At 57.5% G+C, this 16,221-nt stretch carries 16 protein-coding genes; 3 read left to right on the plus strand and 13 right to left on the minus strand.

Annotated features, from left to right (window positions below; genetic code table 11):
• Window positions 1–78: 78 nt before the first annotated feature.
• Together GC165_15885 and GC165_15890 are read right to left on the minus strand one after the other, a co-directional pair.
• Entirely contained in the window at window positions 79–483 is a 405-nt protein-coding gene (locus tag GC165_15885) for a DUF4332 domain-containing protein (protein MBI1334350.1), read from the minus strand.
• 73 nt (window positions 484–556) lie between these two features.
• Window positions 557–1,009 carry a hypothetical protein gene (locus tag GC165_15890; GenBank protein MBI1334351.1) on the minus strand — a complete coding sequence of 151 codons (453 nt, stop codon included), beginning with the start codon at window positions 1,007–1,009 and terminating at the stop codon, window positions 557–559.
• 35 nt (window positions 1,010–1,044) lie between these two features.
• On the opposite strand from GC165_15890, the gene GC165_15895 reads away from it, so the two are divergent.
• Window positions 1,045–2,007 carry an SIS domain-containing protein gene (locus tag GC165_15895; protein ID MBI1334352.1) on the plus strand — a complete coding sequence of 321 codons (963 nt, stop codon included), beginning with the start codon at window positions 1,045–1,047 and terminating at the stop codon, window positions 2,005–2,007.
• A gap of 71 nt (window positions 2,008–2,078) precedes the next feature.
• Here the strand turns inward: GC165_15895 and GC165_15900 are convergent, their stop codons facing one another.
• On the minus strand, window positions 2,079–3,119 hold the full coding sequence (locus GC165_15900; protein MBI1334353.1) for a BMP family ABC transporter substrate-binding protein: 1,041 nt from the start codon (window positions 3,117–3,119) through the stop codon (window positions 2,079–2,081).
• 142 nt (window positions 3,120–3,261) lie between these two features.
• Here GC165_15900 and GC165_15905 point away from each other — a divergent pair, with 142 nt between their 5' ends.
• Window positions 3,262–3,771, plus strand: a complete 510-nt coding sequence (locus GC165_15905; GenBank protein MBI1334354.1) for a hypothetical protein — start codon at window positions 3,262–3,264, stop codon at window positions 3,769–3,771.
• Between the two features lie 532 nt (window positions 3,772–4,303).
• Here the strand turns inward: GC165_15905 and GC165_15910 are convergent.
• The 6 genes from GC165_15910 to GC165_15935 form a co-directional block, all read right to left on the minus strand.
• A complete protein-coding gene (locus tag GC165_15910; protein MBI1334355.1) occupies window positions 4,304–5,311 on the minus strand; it encodes a M20/M25/M40 family metallo-hydrolase in 1,008 nt (335 codons plus the stop codon).
• Window positions 5,308–6,114 carry a hypothetical protein gene (locus tag GC165_15915; protein ID MBI1334356.1) on the minus strand — a complete coding sequence of 269 codons (807 nt, stop codon included), beginning with the start codon at window positions 6,112–6,114 and terminating at the stop codon, window positions 5,308–5,310. The genes GC165_15910 and GC165_15915 overlap by 4 nt, the downstream gene beginning before the upstream one ends.
• Window positions 6,111–7,286 (minus strand): AI-2E family transporter, encoded by a 1,176-nt coding sequence (locus tag GC165_15920; GenBank protein ID MBI1334357.1) that lies wholly within the window; start codon window positions 7,284–7,286, stop codon window positions 6,111–6,113. Before GC165_15920 ends, GC165_15915 begins: the two co-directional genes overlap by 4 nt.
• Before the next feature lie 51 nt (window positions 7,287–7,337).
• Window positions 7,338–7,571: a hypothetical protein gene (locus tag GC165_15925; protein MBI1334358.1), complete on the minus strand. Its 234-nt coding sequence runs from the start codon at window positions 7,569–7,571 to the stop codon at window positions 7,338–7,340.
• Between the two features lie 63 nt (window positions 7,572–7,634).
• Window positions 7,635–8,729 (minus strand): tRNA 2-thiouridine(34) synthase MnmA, encoded by a 1,095-nt coding sequence (gene mnmA / locus GC165_15930; protein ID MBI1334359.1) that lies wholly within the window; start codon window positions 8,727–8,729, stop codon window positions 7,635–7,637.
• Window positions 8,730–8,755: 26 nt separating this feature from the next.
• On the minus strand, window positions 8,756–9,934 hold the full coding sequence (locus GC165_15935; GenBank protein ID MBI1334360.1) for a thioredoxin domain-containing protein: 1,179 nt from the start codon (window positions 9,932–9,934) through the stop codon (window positions 8,756–8,758).
• Between the two features lie 38 nt (window positions 9,935–9,972).
• On the opposite strand from GC165_15935, the gene miaB reads away from it, so the two are divergent.
• Window positions 9,973–11,358, plus strand: a complete 1,386-nt coding sequence (gene miaB / locus GC165_15940) for a tRNA (N6-isopentenyl adenosine(37)-C2)-methylthiotransferase MiaB (GenBank protein ID MBI1334361.1) — start codon at window positions 9,973–9,975, stop codon at window positions 11,356–11,358.
• 25 nt (window positions 11,359–11,383) lie between these two features.
• On the opposite strand, the gene GC165_15945 is transcribed toward miaB, so the two are convergent.
• From GC165_15945 to GC165_15960, 4 genes are read right to left on the minus strand one after another with little or no spacing between them, the layout of a single operon-like run.
• Entirely contained in the window at window positions 11,384–12,502 is a 1,119-nt protein-coding gene (locus tag GC165_15945; protein ID MBI1334362.1) for a tetratricopeptide repeat protein, read from the minus strand.
• 42 nt (window positions 12,503–12,544) lie between these two features.
• Window positions 12,545–12,871 (minus strand): hypothetical protein, encoded by a 327-nt coding sequence (locus GC165_15950; GenBank protein ID MBI1334363.1) that lies wholly within the window; start codon window positions 12,869–12,871, stop codon window positions 12,545–12,547.
• Between the two features lie 15 nt (window positions 12,872–12,886).
• Window positions 12,887–15,091, minus strand: a complete 2,205-nt coding sequence (gene recG, locus GC165_15955; protein ID MBI1334364.1) for an ATP-dependent DNA helicase RecG — start codon at window positions 15,089–15,091, stop codon at window positions 12,887–12,889.
• Between the two features lie 28 nt (window positions 15,092–15,119).
• A complete protein-coding gene (locus GC165_15960; protein ID MBI1334365.1) occupies window positions 15,120–16,193 on the minus strand; it encodes an HD domain-containing protein in 1,074 nt (357 codons plus the stop codon).
• Between the last annotated feature and the right edge of the window lie 28 nt (window positions 16,194–16,221).

Genomic DNA, 16,221 nt, shown 5'->3' on the forward strand with positions numbered 1-16,221 from the left:
AATCCGTGAATCTAGATTCACAAACAGAAAGGGCTCTTTCGTCAACCGAAAGAGCCCTCGAAATGGCCAAAATACGACTTAGTACATGACGATGCGCGGAAGCGCCTTCGCCTCTTCCACCCACTTCGCAACTTCGCTTTCCGATGGAACCCGATTCGTCAGGTTCTTCGTCTCGTTCACCTCGGTCATCTTTGCCGCCAGGTTCGTCGCATTGCGCGTCGCAAGCTCGGCGACGGTGTCCACACCGGCCGCTTCAAGCAGTTCGGCGAACTGCCCGGCCACACCATCGATGCGGAATAGGTCGGCATGATTAACCCATTTCAAAACGTGCGCATGGGCCAAACCGGTCCCTTCTTCGATCTTCTTTCGACCGGCCGGGGTCGAACCCTGCTCCAAAAGGGTCTCTACGGTCTTGATGCCTGCCGCTTCAAGCTTCTCCGCGTACGAATCTCCAATTCCTTCAATATCTCGAATGTTAGACATAGTCTTAAAAGGCACAGTTTCCTATCCGTGCTCTCCATTTATTCTAACGCTTCGACCCCAAACGGGCCGGGACCTAAGGGCTTTTCTGATCGTAGTGAAGACTCTTAACCACCACTTCACATTTGCCGTCCGAAGTCGGTTTGTACGAAATAATCAACTGTGCGTTGGTCTTGGTCGCCGCCATCGTCGTGGCCTGATCCGCCAAGATATTGGTGTCCAGCCCCTGATCCTTGAAGAATTGAGCCACCTTCGCCATCGGGTCGGAAGTGGTGAAAGTAATCTCATCCTTCAGCCCCCCGTCCGATCGCTTAAAGACGTCGCCACTCTCATTTTCCGTTCCCGGGTAAGCCTTGATGCCGGCAGTCTTGCACAGGTCCGCCATCGTAACCGTCCCCGACTTTTCTTCGGTCGGCTTATCGAAAGTCACCGAGTCCGGTGCCGCGTTGCTCGAGACCGCTTGCGCACCACCATTGCCGCATCCAACGATTGAAAAAATCAGAACGAGGAGAATCAGGTACCGCGACATCAGAGGAAGGTTACTTCAAAAGCTATAATTTCGGCATGACCCTCGGCGTCGCAATGGAGAGCGAAATTCGTCAGCAACCCTCTGTGCTGGCAGAAAACGGTCCGAAGTATTTTCAACAGCTCGAAGCCTTCTTCCGCGAGCGCGAAGAGTTCGACATGGTCCTGCTGGCCGCCCGTGGCTCTAGCGACAACGCGGCGCTCTACGCCCGATACCTGATCGAAATCCACCTCGGCATCCCTGTTTCGCTCGCCGCTCCCAGCGTCATCACCCGTTACAAAAGCAACATCCGCTACCGCAAGGCGCTTGCCATCGGCATCTCGCAGAGCGGCGCCGCACCCGACGTCGCCGAAGTCCTGGGCTACATGAAGGAGCAGGGCCACACCACCCTCGCCATCACCAACACGCCCAACTCCCGGCTGACCACCGTCGCCACCGAGAGCCTGCTTCTCGGATGCGGACCCGAGAACTCCGTCGCCGCCACCAAGACCTACACCTCGACGCTTCTCGCCCTCTATCAGTTGGTTCGTGCCCTTGGCGGAAAGCTCCCGTCGCCCCAAATCCCCGACGACGCCTGGATCGAGCGCAGCTCAGAAATCGCCCAAGGCTTCTCGGGACCGATGAACCGGTGCAATCCCATCTTCGCCATCGCCCGCGGCTACGGCTTTTGCACCGCTCTCGAAACCGCCCTCAAGCTGATGGAATGCGCTCTGGTGCCTTGCAAGGCCTACAGTGCCGCCGACTTCGAACATGGCCCCAAGGCTCTCGCCGGGCATGGCAGCGCGGCGATCTCTTACTTCGGGTCGCTTCCCGGCCTTCGCGATCAGGGATGCGAAATCCTCGAAGTCGATTCGCCCCTTCCGAAGTCGAGCGACACCGAACCGATCTTCCCTATCTGGGACATCATTGTCGGCCAATGGCTGGCTCTCCATGTTGCCCGCTCTCGTGGCCTCGATCCCGATAAGGCCCGTCACCTTAGCAAGGTCACCGAGACGCTATAAAAAAAGTGGGCCGTGCCTAAAAAAAGTGGGCCGTGCCTAGGCACGACCCACGGTTCGCGGCTTACCGCCGGTTACAGCTTCGTCGGAACCTTGATCTTTCCGTCGATGATGTCCTGCTTCGCCTGGTCGAGCTTCTTCAGCGTATCCGCACCGATGATGTCCTTGGTGTACTTCATGTCGCTGAGGCCCACGCCGTTGACCTTCAGGTCATAAACCTTGATACCCGGCGTGAACTTGCCGTCCTTCACGTCCTTGATCGTTTGGTAGACCGCTTCATCGACATGCTTGATCATCGAGGTCAGAACGTGGCCCGGAGCCTGGTCGTCTTGGTCGCTATCCACGCCGATGGCATACTTGCCCGTTTCCTTGGCCGCCTCGATCACGCCGATGCCGCATCGGCCCGCCGCGTGGTAAACGATGTCGGCCCCGTCGCTGAACAACGCCTTGGCGTTCTCTTTGCCCGCCTGGGTGTCGTCCCAGCTCTCGGTGTACTTGCCCGGAAGCACGACGACTTTCGGGTTGGCCGCCAGGGCGCCCGCCTTATAGCCAGCCTCAAACTTCTCGATCAGATCGATCTTTTGTCCGCCGACGAAGCCGATCTTGCCCGTCTTGGTCGTCGAACCGGCAATGAATCCCGCCAGATAGCTGCCCTGCTCTTCCGAAAACAGCAGAGATCGAACATTGGGAGCATCGACAGAAGCATCGATGATCGCAAAGTGAACCTTGGGATATTTCGGAGCAACCTGCTGAACCGCGTTCTGCTGGTTGATTCCAACTGCAAAAATAATGTCTTCGCCGTCTTCGGCAAGTGTCGAGAGGTTGGTGACGTAGTTGTTGGCGGCCTTCGTATCAACCGTTCGGCCCTTAAAGCCAAACTCTCTTTGGGCTCGGTCCAAACCTGCGTAGGCCGAGTCGTTGAAGGACTTGTCGCCCCGTCCGCCGGTATCGAAAACCATCGCAACCTTGAGGTCAGAACCGGATGGATTGGTCGCACCGTTATTCGCCGTCGAAGACGCGGAACTCGTACCGGAGCCGTTGGAATCACCACCCGTGCAGCCGGTTAGGAGGAGCGCCATGGTGGCCGCAACCAGTCCAAATGTCAGTGTTTTCATGAGAATCCTTAATACCGTACCTGGTAAACTAGGCGAATTATGGCGCAGTTTCTTGCGCCAATAGGAGCCCCATAGTTTGATTACTTGTAATCTCACCAAACTTGAATCCGCCGTAGACCAATTGCGTAAAGCTTATCCGAAAGTGGCCGCCGCTGATGCAGCCCTCGTTGCCACCGCTTTGAGCATCTCTGGTCGCCACGCTAAGGCGGTTTACGAAGGTGAGTATTTTCTTTGGCCGGACGACAATCAGAAGCTGATGGAGTCCATGTCGGCCCATCTCCACTCCGTCAACGAGGCGATCGAAGAAAGCACGCCTAAGAAGACCACCAAGGCCGCGGCCGCCGCTCTCGAAGAAGAGCCGGTCATGGTCAATATCGGCCTCGCCCCGAACCTTCCTGCCGGCGAAGCCGTTCTCACCAACCGCGAAGACCTGAAGACCCTGCTGTCTGATGTCCTTCAAGGCGGCGTCGAATACGTCTATGGTGCACAGGATATCGGCTGGCAGTGGGCGCTCGACCGAGCGAACTGGAGCACGATCTCCGATGGCGACCTCAGTCGGCGAATCAAGATCAAAGCCAACTTCACCGAAGGCGCCGTCGGCGTCGAGCAAGGTGCAACTACCAAGAAGCGCGGCAAGAAGGGCGAAGAATAAGCTTCTAGAAGTAACCGGAAATCTGGGCACTCAGACTTGTCTGAGTGCCCAGATTCATTTTTAGGAGGGCATTACGGACGGCATTCTCCCTCGCTGGCCGAGGGAGCGGTGAGCAGGCGCTAGGCGGCGAACCGGAGGGAGTGGAAACGAACCGTGGATTGAAGCAAACCGCCCAAGCGCGAAGCGCGAGCCCCAAGCGAAGCGGCCCTAGCGAAGCAGCCCTTGCACTCCGAACCAAGATATCCCTTGGCGAAGGAGGGTCCGCCAGAAAGGGCATCACAAAGATGCCCTTTCCGTGGAGGGTAAGCGACGCACGAGCGAACCGTGGGATTGAAGCAAACCGCCCTAGCGCGAAGCGCGAGCCCCAAGCGAAGCGGCCCTTGCACCAGCTTTCCTATCGGCGAGCGTCCCCAACCCCCAAACACCCACCAGCCAAAGATATCCCTTGGCGAAGGGATCGGTGAGCGACCAGCGAACCGAGGGATTGTTGCCCTGGCGACCTGAGCGAAGCGGCCCTTGCCCTGAGCGAGCCCTAGCGAAGCGAGCCCTTTGTCCCCGCCAACTTCTCCGCCGCCTCCAGATACCGCTTCGCCGCTGGCTCCGACGAATTCCACGTCGGTCGAGCCTCGCTGTTCGCCACATCCAAAACCGTCGCCGCCGTCATCCGAACGACCTTAGCCATATTGTCGTAGTCCAGTTTGTCCGCACTATCGCCAACCGCGTGATAGTCGGGAAACTCGAAGGCCGTACAAATCGTATGCGCCGGCACCCCCGCCCGCGCAAAGAACAGATTGTCGCTCGCCCCGAAGTACATCGCCGAATACCGCGGATGCCCTGTCACCGGAACCCCCATCGCCTTCCCGATCCGCTCGAACGTCGTTCCGATCGAACTAAACGAGAAGCCCGTCAACGACGCCGCGCTGACCCGCGGCCCTTCGGTATCGTCCGTCCGCCCAATCTGCTCGATATTGATATTCGCCACCGTGTCCTTCAGCGGAAAAACCGGATGATCCACGTAGTAGTGCGACCCCACCAGCCCCTTCTCCTCGCCGTAGAAGGTCATCAGAACGATCGTTCGACGCGGCTTCTCCTTGGCCAAAGCCTTTCCAATTTCAAGGACCCCTGCCACGCCGCTAGCGTCGTCGTCCGCTCCGTTGTAAATCACGTCTTCGCCGGGCTGAGCGTCGCCCCGCTTCACGCCCAGGTGGTCATAGTGAGCCGAAACAATCACGAACTGCTTCGCCAAAATCGAATCCGAGCCCGGAATCACGCCGATGACATTCCGGACCTTCTGGCCCGTCCCCGCCCCGCGCGACCAATCCGCAATCTGAAAATACGAGTCGATGTTGCCGGGCAAGACGCCCTCTTCCTTAAACTGCCTCGCGATATAGTCCGCGGCTTGGTCCAGCTCCGGCGACGGCGTCTGCCGCCCTTTCATGCTGTCCGAAGCCAAAAAGGTCACAAAATGGCGAAGGTCGGCCGCCTTCACCGACTGCAGATACGACTGGCCGAAAGCCGCCGCGACAAAAAGCGAGATCACAGATTTACCTTAGCATCTTGGCGCACGATCGTAAGGGTCGTTTTGAGGTTTCTGTTCGTCGTCTTCCCCGTCTTGATCGTCGTTGCCTCGGTGGCCGCATTCGTCTCCATCGCCACCTTGTCAAACATCCTTTTCGCCAGATCGAAAGTCGCCTTTCCCGTTCCCTTCAGGTCCGTCGTCAGCTTCACTTTCGCCGCCTCTTCTACCACTGGGTTGCCATACAGGTCCTCAAAGCCCGCTGTCTTCTGCTCGATCTCGATATCAAAATCCTGCTTGCCGTCCTTAACCGCCCCCGGCGTCACCTTGTAGTGCATCGGCACATCGTTGAAAGTCCGGTCGAACGAGTAAGCCGTCCCCGATGAAATCGCCAGCGGGTTCAGCACCACTGGCAGATAGCTGATCTCCGGCAGCTTGGTCGAATCCAATCCGGGAAGCTTGACCGGCATGTCCACCTTCCCCGCCCCGTTCGTCTTCACCAGCCCGGTGCGGTCAAAAGTCGCCACCGCACTGGGAAAGAATTCGCCGATGTTGTTCTTGTTCAGTGGCAGTTTCGCTCCAAATGCCGTCGCCGACATCTCAACGATTTCCGAGTTGACCGCTTGCAGGCTCGGCACCTTCTCCGCCACGCTCGTCGCCTGGACCACCATATCCACGTCCGCCTTGCCGTTCCGGCCGCCAAACAGTGGAATGAATCCGTCAAACTGCACTTTCACCGAGAACTTGGTGACCGAGTCGACCGGGAAGTCGTAGCCGATGGGAGATTGAAAAGAGAGAATTCCGAGGGTTAAGAGCGTGGAGATCACAAGGCTTCCTTTCTATGCCTCAACGGAATTTCGGGTAAGACCAGTTCCACATCTACCTTATTCGTGACTTTGATCAGCCGATCCAGCAGAACCTTAACCGAGCCCGCGATCGGAAACGCCAGAATCATTCCCGGCAACCCAAACAGCGCGCCGCCGCAGAAAATCACGAACATCGAAACGATCGGGTCCAAGCCGACCGCGTTACCCACGTACCGCGGATACACCATGCTGTCGAAGATGAAGTGGCAAATCACGTAGGTCGCCACCAGCACGCCAGCATAGGCCCACGATGAGGAAAAGTGAACGCCGAACCACTGAACCTTTCCGCTCAGTCCAGTGACCAAGAAGAGCGTGGTCCCGCTGATCAAAACGTTCAAATACGGAATCAGGTAGATCGCCCCGAACAAACAACCGAGCAGGAGCCCGTAAGGCGCACCCAAAACCGATAGCAGGATTGCCATGAACGCCATGTACCCAAACACTGCGATCGCCACGCCGCGTAGGTAGTTGCTAAAGACGTCCCCGATGTCGTCCGCCAGGTCGATCGACGACTCCCGCAACTGAGGTGGAATCAGATTCAGAAACTTCTTCTTGAACTTCTGCGTGTTGGGCAAGATGAACCACACCAGGAGCGGCACAAAAATCAGTGTAAAACCTTGCGAAAGGAACCCCGTCGCCGCGCTGAAAGAACCCTTGATCAGATTCTGGATCATATCCTTGATATGGTCCCTCTGCGGCTCGATGTACTGCGCGATCAGTTCGCGCTTGGTCGAAGGGAGGTTGAACCGGCTCAGCAGATCGGAATAGTTGCCGAGGAACTGGTCGACCGGATCCTTGTTGGATGCCATCTTCAACCGGTTCTCCGGGTTGCCCCGCATAAAGAAGTTATCCAGCGGGTTCGGCTTCGCCAACGAGGAAACGATCTGCTCGCCCCGATCCCGCAAGCCGCCCACCTGGTTGGTGATGATCGGCATCAGCGCAATCAATCCCACCAGCAAGGTTCCAAAGAACACCAGCATCGGCACGAATGCCGCCATGCCGTTGCCCCAGCCGTTTTTGCGAAGCATCCGGTAGATCGGATGCAAAAGAGCGCTGATCAGAATCGCAATGATGAACGGCAAAAGAATGCCGCGGACCATGTATAAAAAGCCAAGGGTTGCGATCGCAATCACAACCCATAGGACAATTCTCCAGTCGGCGGTTCTAGCCGTCACGAGGTGCTCTTAAACGCCGAGTTCTTCGGTCGAAGGAGCCGTAGCCCGCTTAGCTTTTTGTTCGTTGATCCACTCTTCGGTCTTCGACTTCAGTTCAGTGAATTTATCGTTCAACTCGTCGCGAGTCTCCGAACCGGCTTTCGGTGCGAACAGAAGTCCGGCGGCCGCGCCGATGATCGCGCCGAGCCCCACGCCGGCCAAGAGGTAGAGCATGCTGTTGCTATCGTTATTGTTATCGCTCATCTAATTCTCCTTATTGCACATTTTACGCTTGCGCTTAGGGTCGAGTTACGTTTTACTCCCCGATTACACAGAAATAAGCTCGGGAACGTCGCTCGTTAGTCTCAATTTCCTATTAGAGTCCGCAATGATACCACCGGCGATCACCGTCGCGCCGCGGTAAGCAACCGCCATCTGTCCCGGCGTCACTGCCTTCACCGGTTTCTTAAAGACGACCTTCGGCTCCGGTCCCGGATGGAGCACAGCCGACACCGGCTCCATGTTGTAGCGAATCTTTGCCTTCACCTCGATCGGCTCGTCCAACGTTTCCGACCAGTACACGTCCTCCATCGCAACTTCCGACTGCAAAAGGCTGTCTTCGGAGCCTAAAACCACCGTCTGCGTCTTTGGCTGAAGGTCGATCACGTACATCGGCTTGCCGTCTCGCGAAGCGATCTTTACGCCGCGCCGCTGGCCGATCGTAAAGTCCGCCACGCCCTCATGCCGCCCAATCTCATTGCCATCCGTGTCCAGTACCTTCCCTTCGCCGAACATTTCCGGCCGTTGCTTGCGCAAAAACTCCTTGTAGCCGCCCGCCTCACTCACGAAGCAGATTTCCTGCGAATCCGGCTTATCGTAAAGATGCAGGCCCAAATCCTTCGCCAGGCCACGCACCATCGCCTTCGAGGGCATCTCCCCCATCGGGAACATCACATCCTTCAGTTGGTCGTGGCCCAACATGTAAAGCACGTAGCTCTGGTCCTTGTCCTGCGCCCGAGATTTCAAAAGCTGATACCGGCCGTTTCGGTTCCGAATCCGTGCGTAATGGCCAGTCACGAGCTTGTCGCAACCCAGCTCCACCATCTTCTGCATCAGGATTTCAAACTTCACGTGTCGGTTGCACTGCACACAGGGGTTCGGCGTCCGACCTCGCGAATACTCCTCCACGAAGTTTTCGATAACGTTCTTCCGAAACTCTTCCCGAAAGTTCATCACGTAGTGCGGGATGTCCAGTACTCGGGCCACTCGCCGCGCATCCTCGACCGCTCCCAATGAACAGCATCCGGCGTGGCGCGGGTCGGTCTGGCTTTCTTGCCAAATCTGCATCGTCAGACCAATGACGTCGTAGCCGCGCTTCTTCATCAGAGCCGCGGCTACGCTACTGTCGACTCCGCCCGACATGGCAACCAGGACGGTAGGCTTCTTGCTCACTTCTTCGCGTTCATGATGTCCTGAATCGGTCGCGATTCAAGCTCATTCGTCAGTCCGGTGTAAGACAGCCTCTCGATCGGCTTGCCCGGAACGGAAAGCAGGAAGGTCGGCGTCCCTTTGATGCCGAAAGTTCCCAGCGCTTCGCCCAGGTCGCGCATCACGCGAGTCTGAGCCGGTGAGTTTGAATTCTGGATCGCCTTCGTGATCTCTTCGCCCGAAACGCCAACCGTCTGCGCAATCTGCTCGACGCCTTCGCGAGTCGTCGGTGCCTCTTCAGGAGCCGTAAATGCAGTCGCATAGTCCCAGAACTTGCCCTTCTCGGCCGCAAGCTCCGAGGCAACCGCCGTCACAATCGCCATCTGGTGCCCCGGAAGGGTGTCCAGCGGGAAGTGTCGATAGATGATTCGAATCTTGCCCGAATACTTCGCCGCAAGGTCATGAACCTTCGGGAACACCTGTCGGCAAGTCGGACAGCAAAGGTCGGCATATTCGACGACCGTCACCGGCGCGTCGTCCGGACCGATCTGATTTCGCTCGGAGCGAGGTTCCGGTACCAACTTGGCAATCGCGTCGGCCGAGCTAATGATCTCGATCTTTCCGGCTTCCTTCTGTCGGCCATAAACCGTTCCGGCGATCGCGAACGCCGCCAAGGCAACACCCGCAAGTCCCTGGAAAAGCGACTTCGGCGACCGCGTCTTTTCGACTTCGACCGACCCGACCTTACCAAACAAAATGGTGTAGAAAATGAACGTGATCACCATCGTGATTGCCGACGACATACACCAAACGCACAGGGCCCGAATCTGAGTCAGGCTCACGTACTGAAGGTAGATGCTCGTAATCACGCCGACCGCCGCGCCCATATAGCCAAGCCCGACTAAGATGCGGGACAACAGATCGCCCGTTGCCAGTCGAACTAGGGCAAGCGCCGTCAGCAGGAAATACCCGCCGAAGCCAACATACGCTACCGGCAGAGTTCCAAAAATATACGACGATGGGTGTCGCGCCACCACGGCGCAACCGCCGCCCGACGTACACGGAATTTGGATTTCAAATAAGTGCTCTGCCGATAGGACGCCGGAGACGTACAGTCCCACAACTCCCAGAATAAGCAGGATTCGATTGAGAGTTAGCGGACTCACTCCCTGATTATACGGTTTCGAAACGTCAACCATACCAAATTGAACCTAGCAGGTATCCTAGAAGTTCCTCGATGACCGCAATCGTAGCCCCCCGCGACCTAGTGACCACCGTGCGCCCAAAGACGCAGAAAGGGACCTATTTCGTCCAAACCTGGGGCTGCCAAATGAACGAGGAAGACAGTGAGCAGATGGGGCTATACCTGGAGCAGATCGGCCTCGTCCGAACTGATTCCATCATCGAAGCCCAAGTCGTACTTTTGAATACCTGCTCGGTTCGAAAGAAGCCGGAAGACAAAGCTTTTTCGATGCTCGGTGAACTCGCCTTTGTGAAGCAGGCGCGCCCCGATGTCGTCATCGGCGTCTGCGGATGCATGGCCCAGCTTCGGGCAAAAGAAATTCGCCAGCGCGCACCCCATGTCGACTTCGTCATCGGCACCGGAAATCTGTCCGAAATACCGGCTCTTGTTCAAGAAGCCTTCATCGAGCGACGCTTCAAAACCCGTCTCGAGCTTCCAGAACGCAAAGGCGCCGTCGTCGAAGACCTCCCTCAACGCCACGTCGGACGCGAGGCCAAGCTGAAATCTTTCATTCCGATCCAGTACGGTTGCGACAAGTTCTGCACCTTCTGCATCGTCCCCACCACCCGTGGCCGTGAGCGCTCTCGCTCCACCGCCGACATCCTCGACGAAGTCAAGCGCCTCGCCGACACCGGCACCCGCGAAGTCACCCTCCTGGGTCAGACCGTCAACTCGTACGGCAAAAACATGCCCGAGGGCAAAGTTCCGTTCTCCGAGCTCCTGCGCCTCGTCGCCGAAGTCCCCGGAATCGAACGCATCCGCTTCACCTCGCCCTACCCGCGCGACTTCAGGAAGGACGTCATCGAAGCCATCCGCGACATTCCTCAGGTCATGGAGCACGTCCACATGCCCCTCCAAGCTGGCTCCGATAGCGAGTTGAAACGCATGAAGCGGCTCTACACGCTCGACAGCTTCAACGAAATCGTTTCCAAGATGCGCGAAGCCATCCCGTCGATCGCGATCACCACCGACCTCATCGTCGGCTTCCCCGATGAGACCGACGAGGAGTTCCAAGCGACTCTCCAAGCCGTGCGCGACATCCGATTTGACGGCGCATTCATGTTCGCCTACTCTCCTCGCCCCGGCACTCCCGCCGCCGACTGGGAAAACCAAATCCCCGCTCAGGTCAAAAAGGACCGGCTCAACGAACTCATTGCTTTGCAGAACTCAATCACGCAGGAAATCAATGCCCAGCAGGTCGGCCAAGAGTTCGAAGTTCTCATCGAGGGCCCGACCCCCAAGAACAAGTCGCTCATGCAGGGCTATAGCCGCTGCTTCCGAATGATGCACTTCGAAGCCCCCACCGAACGCATCGGCCGCCTCGCCCGAGTCAAGGCCACCAAAAGCCACCAATGGGGCCTTACGGGCGAGCTAGTCTAAGACTCTGCACTCTGCAAATTAGAGTCTAATCCGCCCCTTCGTAGTTCAGCAGATACACCATAAACGCGCTAAACAACCCCGTCACGAAAATCTCGATCAGAACGATCAAGCCTGCTTCACGAGCTTTTCCGGTCGCGTCCCCGACAAAGCCAAACGCCAGACACGCGCAAAACATACATCGGATACAACTGATCACATACAGCCACTTCGAAATCGACATCCAGAAGTCGTTTCGCTGAAGGATGAAGATACAAGCCAGAACCTGAACGAACGCAATGACGAGCGTAAACCCGCCGCCTGGCGTCGCCTGACTGCCCTCCACGAACACCATAATCCCCTGGAAGGCCGCGATCAACATACCGATCCAGCAGAGGATGTTCAGCACAACCTCTTGCCACTCCGGCTTGTAGTCCGCCCCCGGCATCGCCTTGGACCGAATCACCATCTTGCAGTGCGGACACGTATGCACGCCGGCCATGATCTGCTGTTTGCAGAACGGGCACGCCTCAAACACGGAGGATGCGGCCGGAGCCATAGCCGGACCCGCCGCCGCGCTAACCGGCGGAGCCTCGGCGGGCAACTCCTTCAGCCTCGCCCGCATCGTATCCGAATTCTTCAACTGAGGTGGCAACAGTTCGGCGAACTGCCGCGCAGAATCTCCCCATCCGTTCTCAACATAGATATTAAAGATCCGCATCGCAAGTTCCGCGTTGCCCATGTCGCGTTGCCAAGCTCCGTAAAGCCACTCGATTGCCTTCATGGGCGATTCCGGCTGGTCGCGGTCGGCCAAGGCCTTGCTCGTATTCAAATAGCCCATCTTCGCGCCCGGGTGGTTCGGGTCCAATCCCAGCGCCCGCTCGAAAGACGCACGCGCCCCTTCGGTCTGCCCATTCAAATTCATGGCGTTCCCGTAGGCGAAGGCAACCGTCGCATCGTTCGGCAAAAGCTGGGCCGCCGTCATCAGCAAATGCACGGCTTCTTGATACTTGCCCTGCCCCAAAAGCGCCATTCCATACACGCGCTGCGCTTGACCATCGGTTTCCCGAATTAAAATTGGCTGAACTAAGGCAATAATTTCGTCATATTTCCGCTCGCCAAGTAAGCGGTTTGCCTCATCTATCTGAGACTGAAGGGAATCATCCATTCCGGCAATTGTAGCCGAATTCTGTTACGAAACTTATAAAGATCAGTAAGTATTCATGCTGGGATCGACGGTCGTCGCCCAACCGTTCATGCCTGTCTCAAGGTTGCGCACCCGCGTGTAGCCCTGCCCCAGCAAAAACTGTGTCGTTCGCCCACTTCGTCCACCCGTACGGCAGACCACCACAACGTCGCGATCCTTCGGAATCTCATCAAAGCGATCCTCGATTTCGCCCAGGGGGATATGCACGATATGAGGCAGAGCGCTGATGACCAGTTCATCCGGCTCTCGAACGTCCAGCAAATACAGGTCCGCCCCACCGGCGATTTCCGCCTGTAGCTCGATGGGCGTCAGCCCTGGTATATCCGACATGTCCGCATTTTACAGCTATGACACCGTAATCAGGGCTACATCTGATCGCCGTTGTTTCAGTTTTGTCCGCACTTTCGCCCACTCGGAACCGGACAGAGTCGGGTCGTCCTCGATGATTCGCATCGCCGCTTGCCGCGCGACCTCCAGTAGCTTCGAGTCTTGAACCAAGTCCGCAACCTTGAAGTCGAGCGAACCGCTTTGCTCGGTACCGGCAATATTTCCCGGTCCGCGGATATCCAAGTCCTCTTCGGCGATCCGAAAGCCGTCCGTCGTCGAAACCATCACATCCATTCGCTTCATCACATCCTCCGACTTCGTATCTGAAATCAAAATGCAGTACGACTGCGTCTCACCGCGCCCGACTCGCCCCCGAAGCTGATGGAGCTGCGCTAAACCAAACCGATTTGCATCTTCAATCACCATCACCGAGGCGTTCGGCACGTCCACCCCAACCTCGATAACCGTCGTCGCCACCAAAATCTGAAGCTCTCCGGCCCGAAACTGCTCCATCACAACGTCCTTGTCCGCCGACTTCATCTGACCGTGCAAAAGCCCAACCTTAAAGTCGATGAACACACCCGTCGAAAGCTGGCGGTACAGTTCCTCCGCCGCCTGCGCCATCATCTTCTCGTTTTCACTGACCATCGGGCAAACAAAGTAAGCCTGCCGCCCCTGGTCCACCAACTCTCGCACCTTGCTGTAAACCGAATCTCGTTGGAACGGCGGACGGTGATGCGTCTTGATCGGCTTTCGGCCCGGCGGCAATTGGTCGATGATCGACACATCGAGATCGCCGAACACCGTCATCGTGAGCGTGCGCGGGATCGGGGTCGCCGTCATCACCAAAACGTCCGGGTTGCCGTAGCCTTTATCCCGGATCGCCTTGCGCTGCAGCACCCCAAACCGGTGTTGCTCGTCCACCACCACGAAACCCAAACTCTGAAAAGTCACACCCTCCTGAATCAAGGCGTGCGTTCCCACCGCGATCTGCGCACTCCCATTCTCAAGTCGCTGATAAGCGGCCTTCCGGTCACGACTGCCCAGCTTGCCCACCAAGAGTTCGACATGGATGCCGAGCGGCTCAAACAAACCCCGCAGGTTCTTAAAGTGCTGCTCGGCCAGAATCTCGGTCGGTGCCATCAGCGCGCATTGAAATCCGCTCCGTACCGCTGCCAGCAGACAGCACGCCGCCACTGCCGTCTTTCCCGCGCCAACGTCGCCCTGCACCAGCCGGTTCATGGGGCTGGGCAACGCCATATCCGCAAACACCTCTCGAATCACTCGGTCCTGCGCATCCGTCAGCGTAAACGGCAACATCCGTCCGATCTGCGTCCACAGCGGCTCGCCCTCTCGCTTCTTCGCTTCTTCCTCAAAAAACAGGTCCTGCGGCACCATCTGGTCCGCCGTCCGCTTCGCCCGCTTGTCTTCTTTCACCATCAGTGGAGCCGGACGCTCCACCGTTTTTCCGGCCTCCAACTCCCGAATCGGAAACGCGATGCCAAGCTCCTGCTGGGTTTCGGCCCTCCGCATCGCCAATTCCAACTGCATGTACAAAAACTCTTCGAAAACAATTCGGCGACGGGCCAACAGCCGCGTCTCTTCGCTCTCGGGATGATGAATCTGCTGCAGGCACCACTGTAGGTCGCGAAGTTTCTGCGACCGAAGCAGACTCTCGGGCAAAGGATCGTCGACGAACTGCAATGCCGTCGCTAGCGCCGACTCGGCCGCCCGCCGCGCCACCTTCTGCGGCAACCCTTCGGTCAGCGGATACACCGGCACAATCTGCGCAAAGGCGTCCGCTTCGTCCTCATCGTCGATCGCTTCCCACTCTGGCGATGAAATCTCATAGAGGTTCGTCCCCGACTTCACCAATCCGTAGGCGATGATCTGCCGCGCATCGTCGAGTTGCTTCTTCAGCCAGGGTTGGTTGAACCAAGTCAGCGTGATCGCCCCCGAAGAGTCCTCGACGATCGCCCGCAGCAACACCCGCCCCTTCCCGATTGGACGCGACTCAACCCGCCGCACTCGACCGATGATGGTCACCACTTGTCCTGGTCGCGCCCGGGCAATCGGTGGAATATCGCGCCGGTCCTGATACCGCCGCGGCAGGTGAAACAGCACGTCTTCCGCCGTCTCAATCCCAATCTTCTTGTAGATCTGGGCAAACCGAGGGCCCACGCCCTTCAGAAACTGAACTTCGGTTGCCAACCCCTGACTCATGCCTTTTTACTAGACGTATGACGATTGGTTATCGTCGCTCCCATGCCGCCGGCAACTTCAATGCCTCGTACGTTTCGATTGCAAAGCGATCCGTCATGCCTGCAATATAGTCCACCGCGCCACGCAATCCAACATACCCTTCTGGCAATTCGCCCTCTTGGACAAAGTGGTCGAAAAGCTCCTTCACCAGGTTCACGGCTTTCTCCACGTCCGGGAAAACCACGGGGTAACGGAGGTACACGTTCTCAAACATCCACTCCTTCAATCCGTTCATCTTCGCCACCAGTGGCCGCGAAACCCGAACGTAAGGCTGGTCGAGGCTCTGCGTGATCACGTCCTCCACCAAAATCCCGATCCGACTCGAATATGTCGTTCCCAGCGCATCGAACTCCGAAGGAACCGAGTCGATCATCCCCGACCGCAAGGCATCGTCGATGTCGTGATTCAAATACGCGATTCGGTCGCTGATCTTCACGACGCCTGCCTCCAGACTCGAAATAGGCTCATCGTCCGCCGAAAGGTCCTTCCGGCCCTTGCTGTGGCCACCGATCCCCATTCGAACCTCCTCCGTCAGGTTCAAATTCTCCAAAACGTCTACGATCCGCAACGACTGCTCATAGTGGCGAAAGTGTCTCGGCTCGTCCACTTTCGCAACTCCCAACGGGAGTTCGTCTTGGTGCAGATTGACTGTCTCCCCTTTCTGAGCCCAATACGCCTGGATAGCCTCGTCCAGTGCCCGCTCGCCAGCATGCCCAAATGGAGAATGCCCCACGTCGTGCCCCAAGGCGATCGCCTCGATCAGATCTTCGTTCAAGCGCAAAGCCCTTCCGATGGTCCGGGCGATCTGCGCCACCTCCAGCGTATGCGTCAATCGCGTGCGATAGTGGTCGCCTAAAGGATCGATGAAAACCTGCGTCTTGTGCTTCAACCGCCGAAACGACTTGGAATGCAAAATCCGGTCGCGATCCCGCTGAAAGCAGGTTCGAACCGCGTCAGGATAGATCGCCAATTGACGTCCCAAGCTCTCCGACGCCTTCGTGGCGAAAGGAGAAAGAATCTGAGCTTCGCGCGCCTCGATTTGCTCGCGGATAGATTGGGACACGAGTCAAAGACGAAACGCATCGCCGGAA

This window comes from Armatimonadota bacterium, from assembly GCA_016125185.1.
GTDB lineage: Bacteria > Armatimonadota > Fimbriimonadia > Fimbriimonadales > Fimbriimonadaceae > Fimbriimonas.